This is a genomic window from Cohaesibacter celericrescens, from assembly GCF_002866925.1.
Classification (GTDB): Bacteria; Pseudomonadota; Alphaproteobacteria; order Rhizobiales; family Cohaesibacteraceae; genus Cohaesibacter; species Cohaesibacter celericrescens.
The window spans coordinates 401,981-421,499 of the sequence record NZ_PKUQ01000022.1; the positions used below are offsets into that span (position 1 = coordinate 401,981).

19 protein-coding genes are annotated in these 19,519 nt (G+C 50.4%); 10 read left to right on the plus strand and 9 right to left on the minus strand.

The window, feature by feature from the left end; all coding sequences use genetic code 11:
* Positions 1-7 precede the first annotated feature (7 nt).
* The 3 genes from msrB to C0081_RS13175 all read left to right on the plus strand — a co-directional run bounded on the left by msrB (position 8) and on the right by C0081_RS13175 (position 1,837).
* Entirely contained in the window at positions 8-406 is a 399-nt protein-coding gene (gene msrB, locus C0081_RS13165; RefSeq protein WP_101534279.1) for a peptide-methionine (R)-S-oxide reductase MsrB, read from the plus strand.
* 151 nt (positions 407-557) lie between these two features.
* Entirely contained in the window at positions 558-1,088 is a 531-nt protein-coding gene (locus C0081_RS13170) for a DUF3592 domain-containing protein (protein WP_180966891.1), read from the plus strand.
* Entirely contained in the window at positions 1,085-1,837 is a 753-nt protein-coding gene (locus tag C0081_RS13175; protein WP_101534281.1) for a hypothetical protein, read from the plus strand. The genes C0081_RS13170 and C0081_RS13175 overlap by 4 nt, the downstream gene beginning before the upstream one ends.
* Here C0081_RS13175 and C0081_RS13180 read toward each other — a convergent pair.
* Positions 1,834-2,865, minus strand: coding sequence for a helix-turn-helix domain-containing protein (locus C0081_RS13180; protein ID WP_101534282.1), 1,032 nt, complete (start codon positions 2,863-2,865; stop codon positions 1,834-1,836). The genes C0081_RS13175 and C0081_RS13180 overlap by 4 nt on opposite strands.
* A 49-nt stretch (positions 2,866-2,914) precedes the next feature.
* Complete coding sequence (locus C0081_RS13185) at positions 2,915-3,250, minus strand: 5-carboxymethyl-2-hydroxymuconate Delta-isomerase (RefSeq protein WP_101534283.1); 336 nt, start codon at positions 3,248-3,250, stop codon at positions 2,915-2,917.
* A gap of 182 nt (positions 3,251-3,432) precedes the next feature.
* Between C0081_RS13185 and C0081_RS13190 the strand changes: the two genes are divergently transcribed.
* From C0081_RS13190 to C0081_RS13205, 4 genes are all read left to right on the plus strand, one after another.
* Entirely contained in the window at positions 3,433-3,942 is a 510-nt protein-coding gene (locus tag C0081_RS13190) for a GNAT family N-acetyltransferase (protein ID WP_101534284.1), read from the plus strand.
* Between the two features lie 92 nt (positions 3,943-4,034).
* Positions 4,035-6,158 carry a S9 family peptidase gene (locus C0081_RS13195; RefSeq protein WP_101534285.1) on the plus strand — a complete coding sequence of 708 codons (2,124 nt, stop codon included), beginning with the start codon at positions 4,035-4,037 and terminating at the stop codon, positions 6,156-6,158.
* Between the two features lie 198 nt (positions 6,159-6,356).
* On the plus strand, positions 6,357-7,424 hold the full coding sequence (locus C0081_RS13200; protein WP_101534286.1) for a glycosyltransferase: 1,068 nt from the start codon (positions 6,357-6,359) through the stop codon (positions 7,422-7,424).
* 219 nt (positions 7,425-7,643) lie between these two features.
* Positions 7,644-8,243, plus strand: coding sequence for a superoxide dismutase (locus C0081_RS13205; protein ID WP_101534287.1), 600 nt, complete (start codon positions 7,644-7,646; stop codon positions 8,241-8,243).
* A gap of 116 nt (positions 8,244-8,359) precedes the next feature.
* Here the strand turns inward: C0081_RS13205 and C0081_RS13210 are convergent, their stop codons facing one another.
* Both C0081_RS13210 and C0081_RS13215 read right to left on the minus strand, forming a co-directional pair.
* A complete protein-coding gene (locus C0081_RS13210) occupies positions 8,360-8,773 on the minus strand; it encodes a hypothetical protein (protein WP_146006461.1) in 414 nt (137 codons plus the stop codon).
* Between the two features lie 169 nt (positions 8,774-8,942).
* The gene (locus tag C0081_RS13215) at positions 8,943-9,797 is read right to left on the minus strand and encodes a branched-chain amino acid aminotransferase (RefSeq protein ID WP_101534289.1); all 855 of its coding nucleotides are present in this window, start codon (positions 9,795-9,797) and stop codon (positions 8,943-8,945) included.
* 387 nt (positions 9,798-10,184) lie between these two features.
* Between C0081_RS13215 and C0081_RS13220 the strand changes: the two genes are divergently transcribed.
* Positions 10,185-10,856 (plus strand): haloacid dehalogenase type II, encoded by a 672-nt coding sequence (locus C0081_RS13220; RefSeq protein WP_101534290.1) that lies wholly within the window; start codon positions 10,185-10,187, stop codon positions 10,854-10,856.
* Positions 10,857-10,867: 11 nt separating this feature from the next.
* Here C0081_RS13220 and C0081_RS13225 read toward each other — a convergent pair whose 3' ends face one another.
* Genes C0081_RS13225 through C0081_RS13235 form a run of 3 tightly spaced genes read right to left on the minus strand, consistent with a single transcriptional unit; the run spans position 10,868 to position 12,320 of the window.
* Entirely contained in the window at positions 10,868-11,362 is a 495-nt protein-coding gene (locus tag C0081_RS13225; RefSeq protein WP_101534291.1) for a GNAT family N-acetyltransferase, read from the minus strand.
* Positions 11,362-11,949: an LOG family protein gene (locus C0081_RS13230; protein ID WP_101534292.1), complete on the minus strand. Its 588-nt coding sequence runs from the start codon at positions 11,947-11,949 to the stop codon at positions 11,362-11,364. Before C0081_RS13230 ends, C0081_RS13225 begins: the two co-directional genes overlap by 1 nt.
* A gap of 50 nt (positions 11,950-11,999) precedes the next feature.
* A complete protein-coding gene (locus C0081_RS13235) occupies positions 12,000-12,320 on the minus strand; it encodes a heavy metal-binding domain-containing protein (RefSeq protein ID WP_101534293.1) in 321 nt (106 codons plus the stop codon).
* A 324-nt stretch (positions 12,321-12,644) separates the two neighbouring features.
* Here C0081_RS13235 and C0081_RS13240 point away from each other — a divergent pair, with 324 nt between their 5' ends.
* Positions 12,645-13,691 carry an alcohol dehydrogenase family protein gene (locus tag C0081_RS13240; RefSeq protein WP_101534294.1) on the plus strand — a complete coding sequence of 349 codons (1,047 nt, stop codon included), beginning with the start codon at positions 12,645-12,647 and terminating at the stop codon, positions 13,689-13,691.
* A 90-nt stretch (positions 13,692-13,781) separates the two neighbouring features.
* Here the strand turns inward: C0081_RS13240 and scpA are convergent, their stop codons facing one another.
* Positions 13,782-15,938, minus strand: a complete 2,157-nt coding sequence (gene scpA / locus C0081_RS13245) for a methylmalonyl-CoA mutase (protein WP_101534295.1) — start codon at positions 15,936-15,938, stop codon at positions 13,782-13,784.
* A 12-nt stretch (positions 15,939-15,950) separates the two neighbouring features.
* A complete protein-coding gene (locus C0081_RS13250; protein WP_101534296.1) occupies positions 15,951-17,807 on the minus strand; it encodes a methylmalonyl-CoA mutase subunit beta in 1,857 nt (618 codons plus the stop codon).
* 802 nt (positions 17,808-18,609) lie between these two features.
* Between C0081_RS13250 and C0081_RS13255 the strand changes: the two genes are divergently transcribed.
* Positions 18,610-19,335: a helix-turn-helix transcriptional regulator gene (locus C0081_RS13255; RefSeq protein WP_180966892.1), complete on the plus strand. Its 726-nt coding sequence runs from the start codon at positions 18,610-18,612 to the stop codon at positions 19,333-19,335.
* The last annotated feature ends 184 nt before the right edge of the window (positions 19,336-19,519 follow it).

Genomic DNA, 19,519 nt, shown 5'->3' on the forward strand with positions numbered 1-19,519 from the left:
GGACGTTATGGTCAAAATAGAAAAAAGTGAAGACGAATGGAAAGCACTTCTCTCCGAGGAGCAATATCGCATCCTGCGTAAACACGGCACCGAACGGGCAGGATCCTCGGCACTCAACAATGAGAAGCGGGCTGGAAAATATTTCTGTGCTGCTTGCGGCAACTTGCTTTATCAGTCTGATACAAAATATGAATCTGGTAGCGGATGGCCCAGCTTCTATGCTCCAGCAAGGGCAGATGCCGTGAGCGAGCATGTCGATCGCAAATTGTTTACAAAGCGCACAGAAATCCGCTGTGCCAAATGCGATTCACATACGGGACACGTTTTTGATGATGGTCCGACCCCTACCGGGTTGCGCTATTGCATGAATGGTGTGGCTTTGCGATTTGAAGCTGACGAAACATAGCGCTCCTGTTGCGCAGGGAGGCTCATCCCTAAAAAATTTGAGATCGCGCCATCCCAATAGATGGTGCGATTTTTGGCTTTTACCCTTTGCATTTAAAAGCCTTGAGCGTATGGTCGCCATCGTCTGAAATGTGACGGATATGGCGATACTTATGACAGATCAAACGACGTCTAAACGCGGCTTATTCAGCCCGATTGCTTTTTTATTTCTCGCGATTGCTTTGGGCGGCTTCGTCTATGCCGGACTGGGATTTGTAGGACTGCATGAAGCTCAAATTCCTGACTCTTGGCAACAGGCGCCCGGGCAGATTGTTGACACTGGCATAACTGTTGGCAGTCAGGACATGGCCGATGGCAGCAAGCTTGAGGTCTTCCAGCCCAAGGTTCGCTATCGTTATGAGGTGGGCGGGAAATTTTTGCTTGGGGAACAATTGAGCCGTCACCACCCGATGCGCTCGTTGCGAGGCGTGGCTGAGACAGAAATTGAAGACCTGCATCAAGGCACCAATGTTACGGTTTATTTTGATCCCGAAAATCCTGCGGATGCGGTCTTGCGCAAATCCGATACGATTGGACCGATGCAGGCAATTTCATCTGGACTTGCCATTGGCCTGACCTGCTTTGCAATCTTTGTCGTATCCTTACGCCGTTGGCGGAAGGTCACGCCCAAGATGACTGCTTGAGCGGCACAAGCCACGTCACCAGACAAGACAAACGTTCGAAATTGCGTTTCCGAACGTTCGAAATCACGCTTCAAGGCGCAGATACACCAGGTTTCCCCTTATTGATGAATATCGCCGCACTGACCAAAGCGGCCAAGCATTCATTAAAAGGAAACCCGATTATGCGTCTTCTCTCCCAACATTCTGTGCCAAAGCTGGCTGCTTTCGCTGTCTTTGGTGGCCTGCTAGTGGCTTTTGGTGCAAACGCCAGCAACGGTTGGTTTCAGCCAACCCACCCCGTTGAAGAAACCGTTCAGACCCGCTCGGGAGTGACCCTGCCATCAGGCAGTTGGGGCGTGGTTTATCTCAATAATGCCCGCGAGGGCAATCTATTGCACCTGCGTGGCATTGCTGGAGCTGGAACATTGGTGCTGCGCTCTGATGCGCCAAACGAATGTTTGCAAAGCTCAATCGAACTTGTGGCCGGTGATTTTGGTGGGCGCAGCATCCGGTTCGGATCAACCGGCCCCATTCGTCTGGCCATTAACAGTCGTGCGGTTGCCAAAACTCTGTATCATGGTGATGAAATTGTCAGTGCTGACATCAAAGTCGGTTACGGGCCGTCCCAAACAGATGCGGATATCATATTGTTAGAAGGTCTGTCACAAAGCCACGGCTTCGTGCTCGATCCCGGCCATTCATTCTGGGACGATCTGTTTGGCGTTGCGTTCAAAAAAGTAACCTGCCTCGGCATTTCACAGGCACGTTAGGTGCTTGGTTGAGAAGCCCTAAACTGTGATGGCGTCTGCCCTACTATGCGTTTGAACTCTGTATTGAAGCTGGATTTGCTTATAAATCCGGCTTCAAGCATGATTTCCGTAACCGGCAAATCGGACGCTGCCAGCAGCTGTTGCGCGTATTTGACGCGATATTCGTTGATATAGCGCGAAAAATTATTGCCAGTGCAGCGATTGATTACGTTGGAGATATCCCGTGACGGCATGCCAAGACGACGTCCCAGCCGCGCCAACGTTATGGCGTTGTCACGATAGAGTTGCTTGTCGATCAGTGTTTTATCTATTTGTTCCAAAAGCGCTCTGTCTTGGTCTGTCGCGGAGGTCTGTTTGCTGGTGGATGTTTCTTCACGGCTTGTATTACGCATGATCATCGGAGTGCCAACCAAGGCAGCCACGACGAAAAACATGGTCATAAATCCCGATGCGCCACTTATGAAGCGCATTGCGGGCCCGTTGCCACCCAACATACTGGCAACAATGATCACCAAATCTGCAGTGATCATCAACGCAAATAACACCACCGTGCCAATGATCATGGTTCGCAGGGTGCGAAAGGAATGCGGCGGTGTGTAAGGAAAATCATCGTCACTCAAACGCAGCAACGCGGCGATCCTGACAAGATAAACGACATTCACCACCATGATGGTAAAGTCGATTGGCAACGGAAGCCGCAACAGAAACGCCAGCTGAATGCCCAAAATAGGCAGGCCATGCCAAAGCAACAGATTGCCTACTGGCAGGGTCCCTTCCCGCGTCAGGGATCGAAAGCCCAAGAAGGCAAAGGGTGCGATCATCACTGCGATCACCGGCTGCAGCAGAAAAGCCCAATCCGCCCAACCGGAGAGCCTTAACCCCAGCAGAGCGGCCAACGTGGCGATACTGACCAGAAAACCAGCCAAAAGCCCCCGCGACAACAAAGGCAAAACCGTGTTTTGCACCAACGTGACGGCGGCGATCGTTGCCAAAACAGTGACGAGCCACACAACAGGAAATGCGATCATGTCACTCTCCTGAGAACGAATTGGCCGCTAAAAACCAGTTCATTTGCCTCTATCGCTTCAAATAGTTGCTCTTGGCCAATTCGATGGCCTCAACACTGATAGAGACATCGTCAGCCACGAGGTTGGCGATAACATCAAAATACCCACTGAGCATGCTCTGTTTCTGCTCAACGGTTCGTCCTTCGAATAATTTTGCGTCAACATGAACAAATGGTTGGTCTGTATTGGCGGTGACATAGTGTTCGACAGGGAATGCGCGCACTTTGATGGCCTGGGGAGTAAACAAACCGGTTTTGTCCGCGCTGTCCCAAATGGCTTGGGTAAGTTGTTGAATGTCGATTTTCTCAGCGAGTGCTTTGGAATAGGAAATCACCATATGCGGCATTTTGAGAACTCCTTGGGTCGACCTAATGGGCCAAATTTGGTACCGAACCCTATAGCTAACATCTCAAACGCAATTTGCAATGACTGGAGCAGAGCAAACGCGACATTTGTCCTTATGCATAAAAACAAACATCCATGACGACTAAATCTAGCCGATCAAACAGCCTCCAACCGAGCAAGCCGATGCCAGACATTCCATCCATCAAAACCGAACGCCTTTTGCTCCGCCCGATGAATATGGCCGATTGGCCACGCTATGCCGCATTGATGCAGTCCACGCGCTCCGTCTATATGGGTGGCCCCCATTCCCCCAAAGACGCATGGGGTTTGTTTTGTAGCGATGTGGCCCAATGGGCCTTGATGGGACATGGCGCCCTGATGCTTGAGAACCAACGCTCCGGCCAGTGCATTGGCCAAGTGGGGATCAATCATGGCCCTTTGTTTCCGGAGCATGAACTGGGTTGGTTTGTCTATCCAGAGGCAGAAGGCAGGGGATACGCTTTTGAAGCGGCCTGTGCCTTTCGCGCATGGGCCTATGAAACGCTCGGCATCGAGAGTTTGGTTAGCTATATGGATGCTGAAAACCACAGATCACGCCGTCTTGCGGAAAGAATGGGGGCCGTTCTTGATTCAACAGCACCGCGTCCCGATCCAGACGATCTGGTGTTCCGGCATCCTCACGCAGAAAGATGACAGTCCAATTGCGTCGGCATGCCTGCTTGCACATCAGATCTTAACGCCTTACCTGTAGGCCAAATGAAAAGCTTGTTTGCAAGGTAAATCATATGTCAAATCAAAACGCTTCGTCCTTCACCAAAGCCGCTTTCAGCTCTGATGCCCCCCGCGCAGAGCAGAGAGACCACCGCACCAGCAATCACGGCATCGAAATGACCGATGACTATGCCTGGTTGCGGGCGGACAATTGGCAGGAGGTCATGCACAAGGGGCGCGACGTGTTGCCAGACGACATCGAAGCCTATTTGGAAGCCGAGAATGGCTATACCAACAAAGAAATGGCCGATACCGAAGCGTTGCAAGCCGCTCTCTTTGAAGAGATGAAGGGTCGCATCAAAGAAGATGACAGCTCGGTGCCCTCTCCTGACGGACCCTATGCCTATAATTCCCGCTTTGTACAAGGGGGGCAATATCCCCTGATCGTTCGCACCCCACGTGAAGGGGGCGATGAGACCATATTGTTTGATGGCAACAAGGAAGCCGAAGGACAAGCATTCTTCCGCCTTGCAGCCACAGCACACAGCCCCGACCACCGCAAAATGGCTTGGGCGGTTGATACCAAGGGATCAGAATATTTCACCATTCGGGTGCGCGATCTGGAAACCGGAACTGAGCTGGAAGACCATCTGGAAGAAACAACCGGCGGAGCGGTGTGGAGTGCGGACAGCACCCATCTATATTATACATGGCTCGATGAAAATCACCGCCCCTGCAAAGTGTTTCGTCACAAAATAGGGACACCGCAAAGCGCGGATGATTTGATTTATGAAGAATCAGACGCAGGCTTTTTTGTCGGCATTGGCAAGAGCCAATCGGGCAACCAGATCATCGTCGACTGCCATGACCATGAAACCAGTGAAGTTTATTTGATTGATGCAAAAGACAACGCAGCAAAAGCAAAGCTCATCGCCGCGCGTGAAAACGGCGTTGAATATAGCGTCGATGAGGGCATGGGCGTCCTTTATATCTTGACCAATGCCGATGGTGCTGAAGACTTCAAGCTGGTGACAACCACCCCAACCCAATCGGGTCGGGCACATTGGCAGGATCTGGTGCCCCATGAATCGGGTCGTTTGCTCCTCAATCATGGCGTCTTCCAGAATCATCTGGTTTGGATGGAACGCTTGAACGGTCTCCCACGGATCCAGATCCGCAATCTAACCACCGGTGTGCAGCACGCCATTGCCTTTGAAGAAGAAGCCTATTCCTTGGGGTTTGCCGGCTCATTGGAGTTCGAAACCGACACCATTCGCTTCACATATTCATCAATGACGACCCCGTCCCGCGTGTATGATTATAATATGTCGAACCGGTCTCGCACCTTGCGCAAGGAACAGGAAGTCCCATCCGGCCACAATTCCGATGATTATGTCACACGCCGGCTGTTTGCAAAGGGGCATGATGGTGTGGCGGTGCCAGTCACCCTGCTGTATCGCAAAGACACGCCGCTTGATGGTTCGGCGCCCTGCCTTCTGTATGGCTATGGGTCTTATGGCATCTCCATTCCGGCCAGCTTCTCCACCGTGGCTCTATCCCTTGTTGACCGTGGTTTTGTTTATGCCATTGCCCATATTCGCGGTGGCAAGGAAAAAGGCTTTGCTTGGTATAAAGACGGCAAGCGCGATAAAAAAACAAACACTTTTAAAGACTTCATTTCGGCTGGAGAATTCCTCGTCGAAGAAGGCTTCACCTCACGCGGAAAGATTGTTGCCGAGGGCGGGTCTGCCGGTGGTATGTTGATGGGTGCGGTGGCCAATATGGCACCATCTCTGTTCTCCGGTATTCTGGCGCTGGTGCCCTTTGTTGATGTCCTCAACACGATGTTGGATGACACCCTGCCGCTGACCCCACCGGAGTGGCCAGAATGGGGCAATCCGATTGCGTCTGAAGAAGACTATAAATCCATCGCGGCCTATAGCCCCTATGATCAAGTCTCACCCCAAGCCTACCCTGCCATTCTTGCCGTGGGAGGTTTGACCGATCCACGCGTGACCTATTGGGAACCAGCAAAATGGGTTGCCAAATTGCGCGAGCTAAGGACCGATGACAATCTGTTGCTGCTCAAGATCAACATGGGAAGTGGCCATGGGGGCGCTTCAGGCCGATTTGACCGTCTGAAGGAAACAGCTCTGGAATATGCCTTTGCCCTGAAGATCAGCGGCAAACTGAACTGAGCCATGTGCAATACATAAAAAAGCCGCCTTTTGGGGCGGCTTTTTGTGGCCACATGCAGGAAAACACCCCATTGGTGCTGGTTCTACCTGAAATATTGCGACAGCGTTCGAAACCTGTCATAGACTCCTCATTGGAATGCATGGCAGATAGATTCGAGTGTGGATCAAACCACCTGCACTTGTTGAGGACTAAGACGAATGCAAGCGATGGATAGCGAAGCAAAAGAAACCATGCCGCGCAAGACACTGGCATTTTTTGCTCCAGAACATTCCAATAGAACCGTGCTAGACGCATACGATCTTTATTTGCATCATCTTGACCATTCGGGGCGCTTTGACATTACGATCATGGCACCCAATGGATCCATCTTTGCCCAAAAAGCGCGAGAGCAAGGCTTCACTCTTCATCCTGTTTCGGATTTTGCCCGAAAACTTTTGCTGCGCACGCCCCAACTTTGGCCTATTTTAACAGCAACCCGGCGCTATCGGTTTGATATCGCTTTGTCTCATCAGGCCTTTGCCTGTCGCGGTTTAAACATGATCGCCCGAACCGTAATCGGTGTTTGCCACGATGACCAATTTGATGGTTTTGAAGCCGCACATCGGGTCATTGCGCTCACATCCGGTGCCGCTGATCTTGCGCAAAATCTACTAGAAGACAAAGTTACGGTCGATATCCTACCCTATCCCTATCGCTGCCAATTTGACGACATTGTGCCTTTGCCAACTGACAAAGACGGCGCACTGACCATTGGAGCCAGTGGATCGTTTGAAGAGGGCGATGGTCTGGGGGCATTCATTCATGCCGCACAATTGTTGCATCAGAGTTGTCCGCAAGCGCGCTTTGTGATCGCAGGTGAAGGCCCTCTGGAGCATGATCTAAAGGAACTTGCCGACCAGATCGCACCATTTATTGATTTTGTTGGACCACTCACCCCTGAAGAGCTGGCTGAACAAATTGATATCTACTGTCTCACAGCTCCCAACGTGCCCTATTCTTTGCCGCTGTGCGAGATGATGGATGCCGGCATCGCCTGTGTATCGACCTGCACTCATGGGCCGATGGATATTCTCAAAGGCGGGATGGTGGCACCGTTGGTACCGATTGGCGACGCATTCCTTCTGGCAGTTCAGCTGCAGGAACTGCTGGAGGACCGTGCTTTCGTTGAACGGATCAAAAAATCCTGTTTTGAACGCATCCGAGAAGAGGATTTTCAACCAGATTTGTTTGAAAAACGCTTGCTCGATCTATGCAACTCAGCCTAGATTGATTCGAACAGTTGGAGACTAAACTGTCAAATAGCAAAACAGATCCGTTCTTTCCCCTATTCATTTGTCGATCTTGTGAATTTTCTGCCTGTTCTCGGAAGAATGGTATTACTACCTCTTGCCGTAGAGACGGTTTACTCCTATTTTGACATAAATCAAAGAAAGAGGCGACCGTTTGTGTCGACCTCCCCGCCCCTTCAATAAGGAGATTTTTCAATGGCTTTTGAACTTCCCGAACTGCCTTATGCTTATGACGCGCTTGGCGATTTCATGTCTGCAGAGACTTTGGAATTCCACCATGACAAGCATCACTTGGCTTATGTTACCAACGGCAACAACCTGCTGAAGGATTCCGGTCTTGAAGGCAAAAGCCTGGAAGAGATCATCAAAGCAAGCCACGGCACAAATGCAGGCCTGTTTAACAATGCAGCCCAGCATTATAACCACGTTCATTTTTGGAAATGGATGAAGCCTGTTGCCACTGATGCTGGCATGCCGGGTGCTTTGGCAGCAAAAATCGACGCTGACCTTGGCGGCATGGATAAATTCCGCGCAGACTTCATCAATGCTGGCCTGACACAGTTTGGTTCTGGCTGGTGCTGGTTGGCTCTGGTTGATGGTAAATTGGCAGTGACCAAAACACCAAATGGCGAAAACCCGTTGGTGCATGGTGGCACACCGCTGCTTGGTTGCGATGTTTGGGAACATTCCTATTACATCGACTATCGCAATGCGCGTCCTAAATATCTCGAAGCATGGTTCGACAACCTGATTAATTGGGAATATGTCGCTGAGCTTCTGGAAGCTGCCTCTTGATTGATGCCAAACTTTGGATCGCAACCATAGCGGTCCATTAGATCACAAGAATCAAAAACCCCGTCTCTTATCGAGACGGGGTTTTTTGTTTGTTTTAAGCAGTGATATAGAGGCTCTTACAGGCCACGACGGCATGGTCTGACTGAAGAAAATTCCGGATAATCGGTTCTTTTCCAATAGAGCCAGTCTTCACATTCCTTGCGGGTTTTGAAACACCCTATAGAATTGAATACTTCTTTGCTGGGGCCCCATTTAAATAACGGGTCAAGCTCTTTCGATCCCACATGACGCCCCCACCAAACATTTGAAGCACCAATTTGCTTGGCCAGCGCTAAACATTTGGATGCTTTGGGATTTGTCCGCTCCATCGCGCTGACGCTGTTTGGCAGCAACACCACGGGAGCAGACAAAGTGGCCATAAAAATCGAAAGAATCAGAAACGAAAAAAGGCTTCTTTTTGCCACCATATGCTCCTGACAATTAGTGTCCGGATGGTCCGGATAAGTCGATAGTGGTGCCAGATCCATCACATTATCTCTCATTGGAACTGACGCTGAACATCATCTAAGACAGCAAAATGTCAAAAGCAGGGCAAGCTCGACGTCTGCGGATTATAATGACCTGCTTCAATTAGGTCAGGGGAGCCAACGCTCCCCTTTCCTTATGACAAACAAATATGATTAAAGGGCAAGCGCCATGTTATTTATGGGCAAATTCCCAATATAATTCTTTTGCTTTGGCGGACATCGGCCCCGCGCCAAACTCTCTGTCATCAAACGCGACGATCGGTGCAACTTTGGAATAGTTTCCGGTTGAAAACATTTCGTCTGCATCGCGGCAATCATCAATCGACAGCGTACATTCGACGACCTTAATACCTGCGGCTGTCAGCAATTGAATGACCCGTTGGCGGGTAATACCATTGAGGAATGTTCCATTCGGCACAGGTGTTTTGACGATACCGTCTTTGACAATAAACACGTTGGCAGTAGCGAGTTCGGCAACATTGCCTAGCATGTCGCACACAATGGCGTTGTCAAATCCCTTGGCGATGGCTTCTTTCAGACACCGAGCATTGTTGGGATAAAGACATCCGGCTTTGGCGTTGACCGGCATACACTCCACGGTTGGTCGGCGGAAAGATGTGGTGGTGATGCGCATACCGGCAGATTTTTTCATTGGTGCTTCAAACATCGTCAAACAAAAATCGATGTCATCGGGATCGGCAGTAATGACACTAAGCCCTTCTCCAACACCCCAATAGGTTGGCCGGACATAGATCGCGATATCTGGATCGAACTTGTCGGCACCTTCTTTGGTTAACTCCACAATAGCACCGGCTTCCATCGTGGGGTTCATACCCATCGTGCGGGCGGAGTTGTTTGTGCGAGCGCAGTGTAAATCAAGGTCAGGCATAACCCCTTCAAACACACGGGCACCATCAAACACACTTGATCCCAGCCAGAACGCATGAGCGCGCGGCCCCATGAGAGGCGGATTGCCTTCGTGCCAGTCGCCTTTGTACCAAGTCCAGGTTTTTGAAAATTCGGTCATTGCCATTTTCCTTGCTTTTCGTCACTGCGTCTTCGGCGCAATCGTTTTTTCGTTAGCAATAGGGACGAGCCGAATGGATCAGCACACTGTCTCGAATTGTATGAAAATGATTGAAAACGCGGATTGGGCGCGTTGGAGCATGTTGTTAAGTAGATCAGATGAAAACATCTCTATTTAAAATCAGGAAGTTCTCCTGATCTTAAGCTGAAAGACCAATTTCATCCATATTCCCGTCGTGGTAGCGAAATAAAATACGATTTGAATGATGAATTCAAGATACTGTTCCCAACAATATAAAAAAACGACCTCTCATACCATTCTATTGGTGCGCAATTAAGAAAATTGATGTGGTTGGGAGACTAAAAATGACTTTTAAAGGAGACCTGCATGGCTGGAAATGACGCCTGTTCGATTTATGTGTTTGACGCCTACGGCACATTGTTCGATGTGCATGCTGCAGTACGCCAACATGCCGATGCTTTGGGCCCAAATTCTGCTTTGCTTTCCGAAATCTGGCGGTCTAAACAGCTAGAATATAGCTGGGTGCGGGCTTTAATGGGTCGCTATGTCGATTTTTGGACCTTGACGGAAGAAGCCCTCGATTTTGCCTTTAGCAAAGTGCCGGACGCAAACAAATCCACACGTCAGGATCTTCTAGCGGCATACCATAAACTGGCAGCATACGGCGAAGTGCGCATGGTTTTGGATAGCCTGAAAGCACGCGGAGCACAGTTGGCAATCTTGTCGAATGGTTCACCTGCCATGCTGGAAGCTGCAGTAGCGGGCAATGGGTTGGAAGATCTTTTCGATCATGTTCTGTCGGTCGACGCAACACGGACCTTTAAAACCAAGTCCGAGACTTATGATCTGGTGACAACAGCCTTTCGCTGTTTTCCAGATGCGGTGTCGTTTCAATCCTCCAATCGCTGGGACATCGCAGGAGCAACGGCCTACGGTTTTAACACCGTCTGGATCAATCGCACCGGCCAACCTGACGAGTATCGCGACTTGGCGCCGCTGGCTCAGTTCAAGGATTTGAATGGATTGCTGAACTTGTGAAGCTCAGGGTTTTAATATGCCTTGCCGATCACCCAATGTTCGCGGTTGCCCTTTTCAAAAGACTCAATTTCGGTGAAACCGAACGCTTTGAAAGGGGCGACATTGTCCGTCTGCATAAAGAGTTGAGCATAGCCCAGATCATGGGTAAGTGCCTCAATGTGACCAACCAGCTCATCAGTTATTTTTTGTGTATCACAGTTTGGCGAGACCATAAGGCCACTTAACCATGGCCCAAGATCATCAAAGGCCGTCATTTCTGCTTTGAGCAATACGGCCATACCAGCGATCTGTCCGGCCTGCTCACCTTGCGCAGCAAAGCACACAATGGCATCTTCTTCTTCGCCGTCAAGCGCCAGCTTTTGAAACGCGGCTTTGCGCATTTCAAACCCGTCTTCGCTATCATCTTTACTGATGGATGCATGGAAACGGGCACAAGCTTGTACCTGTTCCGGGATATCAGACAGACGAACAAACTCGAATTGATTTTGCGGCTCGGAATCGGTCATTACATCTGGCTTTCTTTTTGGATCCATTTGGCTATGTTTTCCGGCGCCTTATAGGCTTCCATCTGATCAAGCAGCGATGACGCGTCGGTGTCGACAATCAGCATGTCACGATGAGGTTGTTTGACGAAGTCTTCCTGAGACGTTTTGTCTAGAAAGCGGATAAGGTCATCATAATAGCCTTCGACATTCATTAAAGCAGACGGTTTGTTGTGCCAGCCTAACATTGCCCATGTCCAGACTTCGAACATTTCATCCATAGTGCCTGCCCCGCCGGGTAGTGAAATGAAGCCGTCGGACACCTCCACCATCTTGGCTTTGCGCTCATGCATGCTATCGACGACATGCAATTCCGTCAGGCCGGCATGATCAATTTCCTTGCGCTTCAAAGAATGGGGGAGAATGCCCACCACTTCGCCACCGGCCGCAAGCGCGGCATCGGCACAAGCGCCCATTAGACCGACAGAAGATCCGCCATAAACAAGACGGTAGCCACGGCGTGCGATTTCTTGCGACAGCGCAATTGCGGCATTTTCATATTCTTTTCTGCGCCCCCAACTGGAGCCGCAAAAAACACAAATGCTTTTCATGATTTCCCGTTCCTGCCTGACAAACCAGTGATCAGGCTATGTCAGAATCTTTATTCAATAATGACTGCGGTGCCTGATGCCGCGACCATTAGCATAGAGCCTTTATCGCCAACAGTCTCATAATCCACGTCTACGCCAATAATAGCGTTGGCGCCAAGACGCTGGGCATATTCGGTCATTTCTTGAATGGCAATTTCTCGCGCACGCTGAAGTTCGCCCTCATAGGCTCCAGACCGGCCACCTACGATGTCACGGATGCCGGCAAAAAAATCCTTGAACACGTTGGCACCAAGGATGGCTTCGCCATTTACCATGCCTTTATAGTCTTTGATGGTACGGCCTTCGACAGTGTTGGTGGTCGTAATTAGCATATTTATACCCCTGCTCAGTACAATCGATTTTACCGGTGGTTTGCGTCAAACGGGTCAAGTCACCAGTCATTTTTTCGAATAGAATTATCAAACTATTTGAAAAACTTTTCTTGCCCCCCTCAAAACAAAAGGGATTCAAATGGTTTTTCTATCCCCTAGAGAGGTAAGGACTTCTGTTTCAAGGTCAAGAAGCTTTGGGAAAGAAACCGCTCTTTTGCTGGGGTCATTTGTTTTAATGGACCACGCCCATTAGTGTGGCATAACACAGTGTGGCCGACTGAACGACGACAAACCACATCGAAATTCAACATCAAAGGCAAGCCAATGAACACGATCCCCGCACACATGAAGGGCGTATTGATGACCGGATATGGAGGTTTTGAACGCCTCGAAATACGCGATGATATTGTGGTTCCCTCCCCTGCTCAGGGTGAGGTTTTGGTGCAGGTCAGTGCAGCAGCCGTCAACAACACAGACATCAACACCCGTCTGGGCTGGTATGCCAAGGACGACGACAATGATGACAAAGCAAGCTGGTCCGGTAGCTCCCTTCAGTTTCCGCGCATACAGGGGGCCGATGTTTGTGGCCATATCGTCGCTGTTGGTCAGGATGTGGCACAGTCGCGCATTGGCGAACGCGTATTGATTGAGCCTTGCATCGTCACCGTCGATCAATCGGGGAGCGAGAGCATTCGCTATTTCGGCTCTGAGATGGATGGTGGATTTGCAGACTATACCGTTATTCCATCCGCCCAGGCGCACAAAATTGAAAGCGATATGACAGCCATTGAGCTGGCATCATTCCCCTGCTCCTATTCAACGGCCGAGAATATGCTCACGCGGGCGCGCTTGACATCAGGCGAGACAGTTCTGATCACCGGGGCGTCTGGCGGTGTTGGGTCAGCGGCGGTGCAATTGGCCAAAGCAAAAGGCGCCGAAGTCATCGCGGTGACAAGCCCTGCCAAATTTGAAACCCTGCGCACAGCTGGGGCAGACCATGTGCTGGACCGGAATGACGCGATGCTCGATATTCTGGGCACCAACAAAGTCGACGTGGTGATCGATCTTGTTGCTGGTGAAAAATGGCCTGATCTGCTTGAAGTGTTAAAACCCAAGGGGCGGTATGCCGTCGCGGGCGCTATCGGCGGGGCGTTTGTGACGCTGGATGTTCGCACGCTTTATCTCAAAGATTTGAGCTTTTTCGGCTGCACAATTCTGGAGCCGGAGGTCTTTCCCAATCTGATCAAACTGATCGAACAGAAAAAGATCAAGCCCCTGGTTTCTGCCACATTCCCGCTTGAAGAGATCGTTAAGGCACAAGAAGAATTTCTGCGCAAGAACCACACAGGCAAGATTGTTCTGACCCTTTAAAACAGGTGGCTGCATTTCCATTTCCCCCTGAAACGCGCACAAAAAAACCGGGCCATTGGCCCGGTTTTCATTTATCTCAAGCAAGAAAGCTTATTCAGCAGTCGTACCGTAACCCAGACGCTTGCTCAGTTGGTTGAGCAGGTCTACAGCGGCATCAGCGATCACTGTTCCCGGAGGATAGATAGCCGATGCACCAGCGGCATACAAAGCATCATAATCCTGCGGTGGGATCACACCACCTGCAACGATCATAATGTCACCGCGGCCTTCATCTTCGAGCACTTTTTTCAAAGCAGGCACCAAGGTCAAGTGACCCGCTGCAAGAGACGAAGCGGCAACCACATGCACGTCATTTTCGACGGCTTGTCGTCCGGCTTCTTCCGGTGTCTGGAACAACGGCCCGATATCCACATCGAAACCAAGATCAGCAAAGGCCGAAGCAATCACCTTCTGACCACGATCATGTCCATCCTGCCCCATTTTGGCAATCAGGATACGAGGGCGACGTCCGTCATTTTCTTCGAACGTTTCGACCAGTTTCTGAACCTTCAGAATCACGTCTGACATTGCACCAACCTCTTTACGATAGACGCCAGAAATGGATTTGATTTCAGCACGGTGACGGCCGAAGACTTTTTCCATAGCTTCTGTAATCTCACCGACGGTTGCCTTGGCACGTGCGGCTTTAACCGAGAGGTCAAGCAAGTTGCCCTCACCGGTTTTGGCAGATTGTGTCAGAGCTTCCAGTGCAGCATCAACATCAGCCTGATTGCGCTCGGCTTTCAGGCGCGCCAGTTTTTCAAGCTGCTGTTTGCGAACTTCAGCATTTTCGATCTTCAGAACGTCGAGCTGCTCTTCGCTTTCGGGTTTGTATTTGTTCAACCCAACCACAGTCTGTGAGCCACCGTCGATTCGTGCCTGTGTTTTGGCAGCGGCTTCTTCGATGCGTAATTTAGGAATACCGGCTTCGATGGCTTTTGCCATGCCGCCCAGTTCATCCACTTCCTTGATGTGAGCCAATGCTTTTTCAGCCAGCTCAGCGGTCAGTTTCTCAACATAGTGAGAGCCGCCCCAAGGATCGACCACTTTGGTGGTGCCACTTTCCTGCTGCAAGAACAGTTGGGTGTTACGAGCAATACGGGCAGAGAAGTCAGTTGGCAAAGCCAATGCTTCGTCCAGCGCGTTGGTATGTAGAGACTGGGTATGTCCCTGTGTTGCGCCCATGGCTTCGATAACCGTACGACCCACGTTGTTGTAAACATCTTGCGCAGTCAAAGACCAACCAGATGTCTGCGAGTGCGTACGCAAAGAGTAGGATTTTGGATTTTTCGGATCGAACTCTTCCTTGACCAATTTAGCCCAAACAAGACGCGCAGCGCGCATCTTGGCAACTTCCATGAAGAAGTTCATGCCAATAGACCAGAAGAAGGATAGGCGCGGTGCAAACGCATCCACATCCAGACCGGTTTTCACACCAGCGCGGATATATTCAATGCCATCGGCGATGGTGTAAGCCAATTCCAAATCGGCCGTCGCGCCGGCTTCCTGCATATGGTAGCCGGAAATCGAGATCGAGTTGAATTTGGGCATATTGCGCGATGTGTAACCGAAGATGTCGGAAATGATTCGCATGGATGGGGTTGGCGGATAGATGTAGGTGTTGCGGACCATGAATTCTTTCAGAATATCATTCTGAATGGTTCCGGCCAGTTTTTCCTGAGACACACCCTGTTCTTCAGCGGCAATGATATACAGCGCCATAATCGGCAACACAGCGCCGTTCATGGTCATAGACACGGACATTTTGTCCAGCGGAATGCCGTCGAACAAAGTGCGCATGTCATAGATGCTGTCAATCGCCACACCAGCCATACCAACGTCACCAGGAACGCGAGGATGATCGGAATCATACCCGCGGTGCGTGGCAAGGTCGAAGGCAATAGAGAGGCCTTTTTGACCAGCGGCAAGGTTGCGGCGATAGAAAGCGTTGGAATCTTCCGCAGTTGAGAAACCGGCATACTGGCGGACGGTCCAAGGACGCTGGGTATACATGGTGGGATAAGGACCACGCATGAAAGGTGCCAAGCCCGGCCAAGTGTTCAGGAAGTCCAGTGAGGCAATGTCGCTCTCGGTATAGACATCTTTAACATCAATGCCTTCTGGCGTGTGCCAAATGGCGTCTGACCCTTTGGCAGCTGGGCCAGCTGGCTTATATGCAATATCGGCAAAATTAGGGATCTTGCTCATCATTCCGACTCCTTAGCCCTGTGCCTGAGGGGCAATGCCCAGCTCTGCGTGAATTTTATTAAGCTCCGCGAGAACGTCGCAGCTTTCGAATGCGTAGGCGTCGACACCAGCGGCAGAGAGGGCTTCCATCAGGTCTTTAGGCCGACCTGCCAGATAGACCATTTTCGCGCCAGCAGCTTTCAAGCCTTTGGCAAGGTCTGCTCCCCGCTCCTCATACAATCCATCCGGACCAACGAGACAAGCGATTGAGGAACCAGATGCCTTGAAGGCCTCGACGGCAGCATCGTTTTCGGTAAAGCCTTTGTCCGATAGCGCGCGGATGCCACCGGCTTCAAAGAAGTTCTTGGCCCAAGTGGAACGAGCGGTAAAGTCCGCGATGCGGCCCATATTGGCAAAGAATACGGTTGGCACGCCAGCCGCTTTCGCTGCAGCGCGTAGTGCTTCATAGGGTTCAGAAATGCGAACCACTTTAAGGGCTGTGCATTTTTCACCCTCGGCAAGCTCAGGAGCGGCCAAAGGAGCCACATCAAGAACCTCAACGTCTGCTTCATCGATATTGGGGAAAGCAGAAGCACCGGTCAGAGACGCTCTGCGTGTCGCAATCAACTTGTTGCGAGCGGCATTGGACTTGGCGATTTCATCGACAAGCAAGCCTGCTTTCAAAGCCTGAACCATGTTGCCGGCTTGTTCAATCGTTTGGAACAATGCCCATGCTTTGCTGCCCATCTCGTCTGTCCAGCTTTCAACAAAGCCAGAACCCGCAGCAGGGTCAGTCACACGGTAAAGGTTTGATTCTTCCAGCAGCATGGTCTGCAAATTGCGTGCAATCCGACGAGCCAAAGGATCTGGCAAACCGTGAGTCAATGTGTGTGGCAAGATGCAAACACTGTCTGCCCCACCAACACCGGCAGCGAAGGCTGCTGTCGTGGCGCGCAGAATGTTCACAGCAGGATCCAAACGGGTCATCATGGCCCAAGATGTTTCTGCGTGAATGTGAAGCGGAACAAAATCCACGCCAGCTGCATGCATCAAATTGGCCCAAAGATGGCGCATCGCGCGCATTTTGGAAAGAGACCCAAACTGGTTGGTTTCAGCTGAAAGCGTCACATCAATGGAAGCGAGTGCTTCGGACGCGTCGAAACCGGCAGCTTCCAGAACACGCCAATATTCAGCAATGGTGGCAACCACAGCACCCAACTCCTGGGCTTCAGAGGCGCCGGCATTATGATAGGGACGTCCATCAACGGTGATGAATGGTCCTTTGAAACCTTTGGACTTGAGACCCTTGATTGTTTCAATCATTGCTGCGGATCGTCCGGCCCAGTCAGGAGCCATCGTTCCCGTCGAAGCAAATGTGCCAATGGGGTCCAGTCCGAAAGAAACTTTCAGAGAAGAAGCATCCAAGCCTTTGTCTGCGACAAAGTCGGCAAAAGCATTGGCGGCAATCTCGCCGCTCGCTCCACCTTCAAGGCGGACACTGACAAGATCAAGCATAACGCCATCAAGTGCCTTAGCGAGGCTTTCCTTGTTGGCGGCAAGACCAAAGCCATGTGCGCTGGCGCAACCGACAAAAGGAATCGACAGCATGTTCGCGCCGTTGCTTAGGTCTGTCAGCAATTGCTCGTTGGCTTTGTCTGCATCAGGATGATCCACTCTTTGACTGACAGCCCAAGGGAGATCTTCAGGGCGCATCGCCAAAGGCGTTTTTCCTGAGGCACGTTCATAGATCGGGTCTATCTTTGTGCCATCAACAGTCGTGGTAGATATGCGGGAAAGAGGTTGTCCCTTGAGGGCTTTCTCGGCTACGGCAACCCATTCATCATGGGAATAGCCGGGAAAAGTCTCGGTAATCCTCAGAGCATCGCTCATCGTGTTCGCTCCAAATTGTTAAAGTCGAGATAAGAACTACGCGGCTGGCACTTCAATCTCCGACCCATGATCAAGTTTCCCAAGCGCGATGTCTTATGCTCACAAAAAGACTCAACGCGCTTATTCTTACTTATGCGAATGTCCGCGATAATATCCAAAATGAAATTGAACGCTTTGTTCTATCTCATACTATCGTCCAAAATTTAAAATCATTTTGGGGCGAACAATCCCTTCGTTCCGAGCCGTTATGCTAGCGAGGTCGACGGTAACATGGCAAGATCGGGATACACATAAGGGTTTAAAAGGCAGCGTGCCGCTTCGCAAGCTGGCCGAATGGTCCTGTTTGGTAAAGCAATCAGTCAATTCTTTGATGTTTTCCATGTAAGTTCCCCGCCACAAACGAGGACGCAACCAAGCAATTCTGGCAACAGGTTCCATCGAATCGAACGAGAGGTTTGGGCAACGCATAACCAGCACAGGCATAAACTATCTTTGGGATCCAGGAAATTTCTCCACAATTTTACCTAGCTTTGTCGCATGAGCGTGACAAATATTGGACAATATTAACAATACCCAACCCTTGTTCATGGATTTGCAGACAATACCCCCGCTTTTGGGTTGCCCACCTGTCGACAATCGTTCAATGTCAGCTTGGGTAAATATGGGTAAAGCGACAGGTTTTCAGCGTTGATTGCAATCAGCGTTGACTTTGCTGTTGTGTCTAAATTTCGTGGTGCGTCCCGTTAGACCGCCGTAACAGCAACACAAAATTTGCAGTTTATAATTCATGAATGACCCCCTTTTGGGCAATGCCAAAAATGCGCTTTTGTTCGAAAATGCAGGCTCAACCCCTGTGGAATTTTTCGAAAGTGCCGCAAATCATTTCCGGTCCATTGGAGCGGAGCATATCCTAGTCACAGGTCTCCCTCTTCCGGGTAAAGACCTCAGCAAGCTCGTCTTATTTCAGCAATGGGGCGAAACAGAATTATCTCCATCTCAACTCGTTCATATCTATGGCAATGATCCGCTTTTGCGTAGAGTGGCTGTTTTAAACAAGCCCACTAAATGGCGATTTGGTGACAGTGAAAATAGCTGGCTGCATAAATCTGCACTCGTGAATATTTTACTGAGAAGTGCAGTCCCGCCGCGGTCCTATCAATCTTTTATTGGCATTCATATCCACCACTTCAATCACTTGCAGGTGGCTATATGTATTGCAGGTGAAACTCTGGATGTTAAAGCCCGTTCGCTCGAAGAAATAACCAGCAGTTTGCAGTATGAATTGAAAGAGATGCATGCAATCAGCCCATTGGTGACCAATCGGCCAGGTGAGTTATCGCGACGAGAAAAGCTTGTCCTCGCCTTGACAGCAGAGGGGAAGACCGCTGGTAGCATCGCTGATGAATTGCAGATCTCACAACGCACCGTGCATGCTCACTTGCAGAATGCGGCGGAGAAAATGCAAGCCTCCAACAAAACCCAGACGGTTGTGGAGGCAATGCGCTATGGACAAATCCAGCTATACTAAGTCGTTGGAGTTCTTCTTTTGGCACAGCTAAAAACCCAACGAAGACCGACCTCAAGAATCATGCGTCTTGAATGAACGACAATAGATTGGGTTCAATCGAAAGCTAAAACACAAAAGCCAACGCAGCACCGCGTTGGCTTTTGTGTTTATAGTGCCATTGGGTTGGATCATCCCAAATCACAAG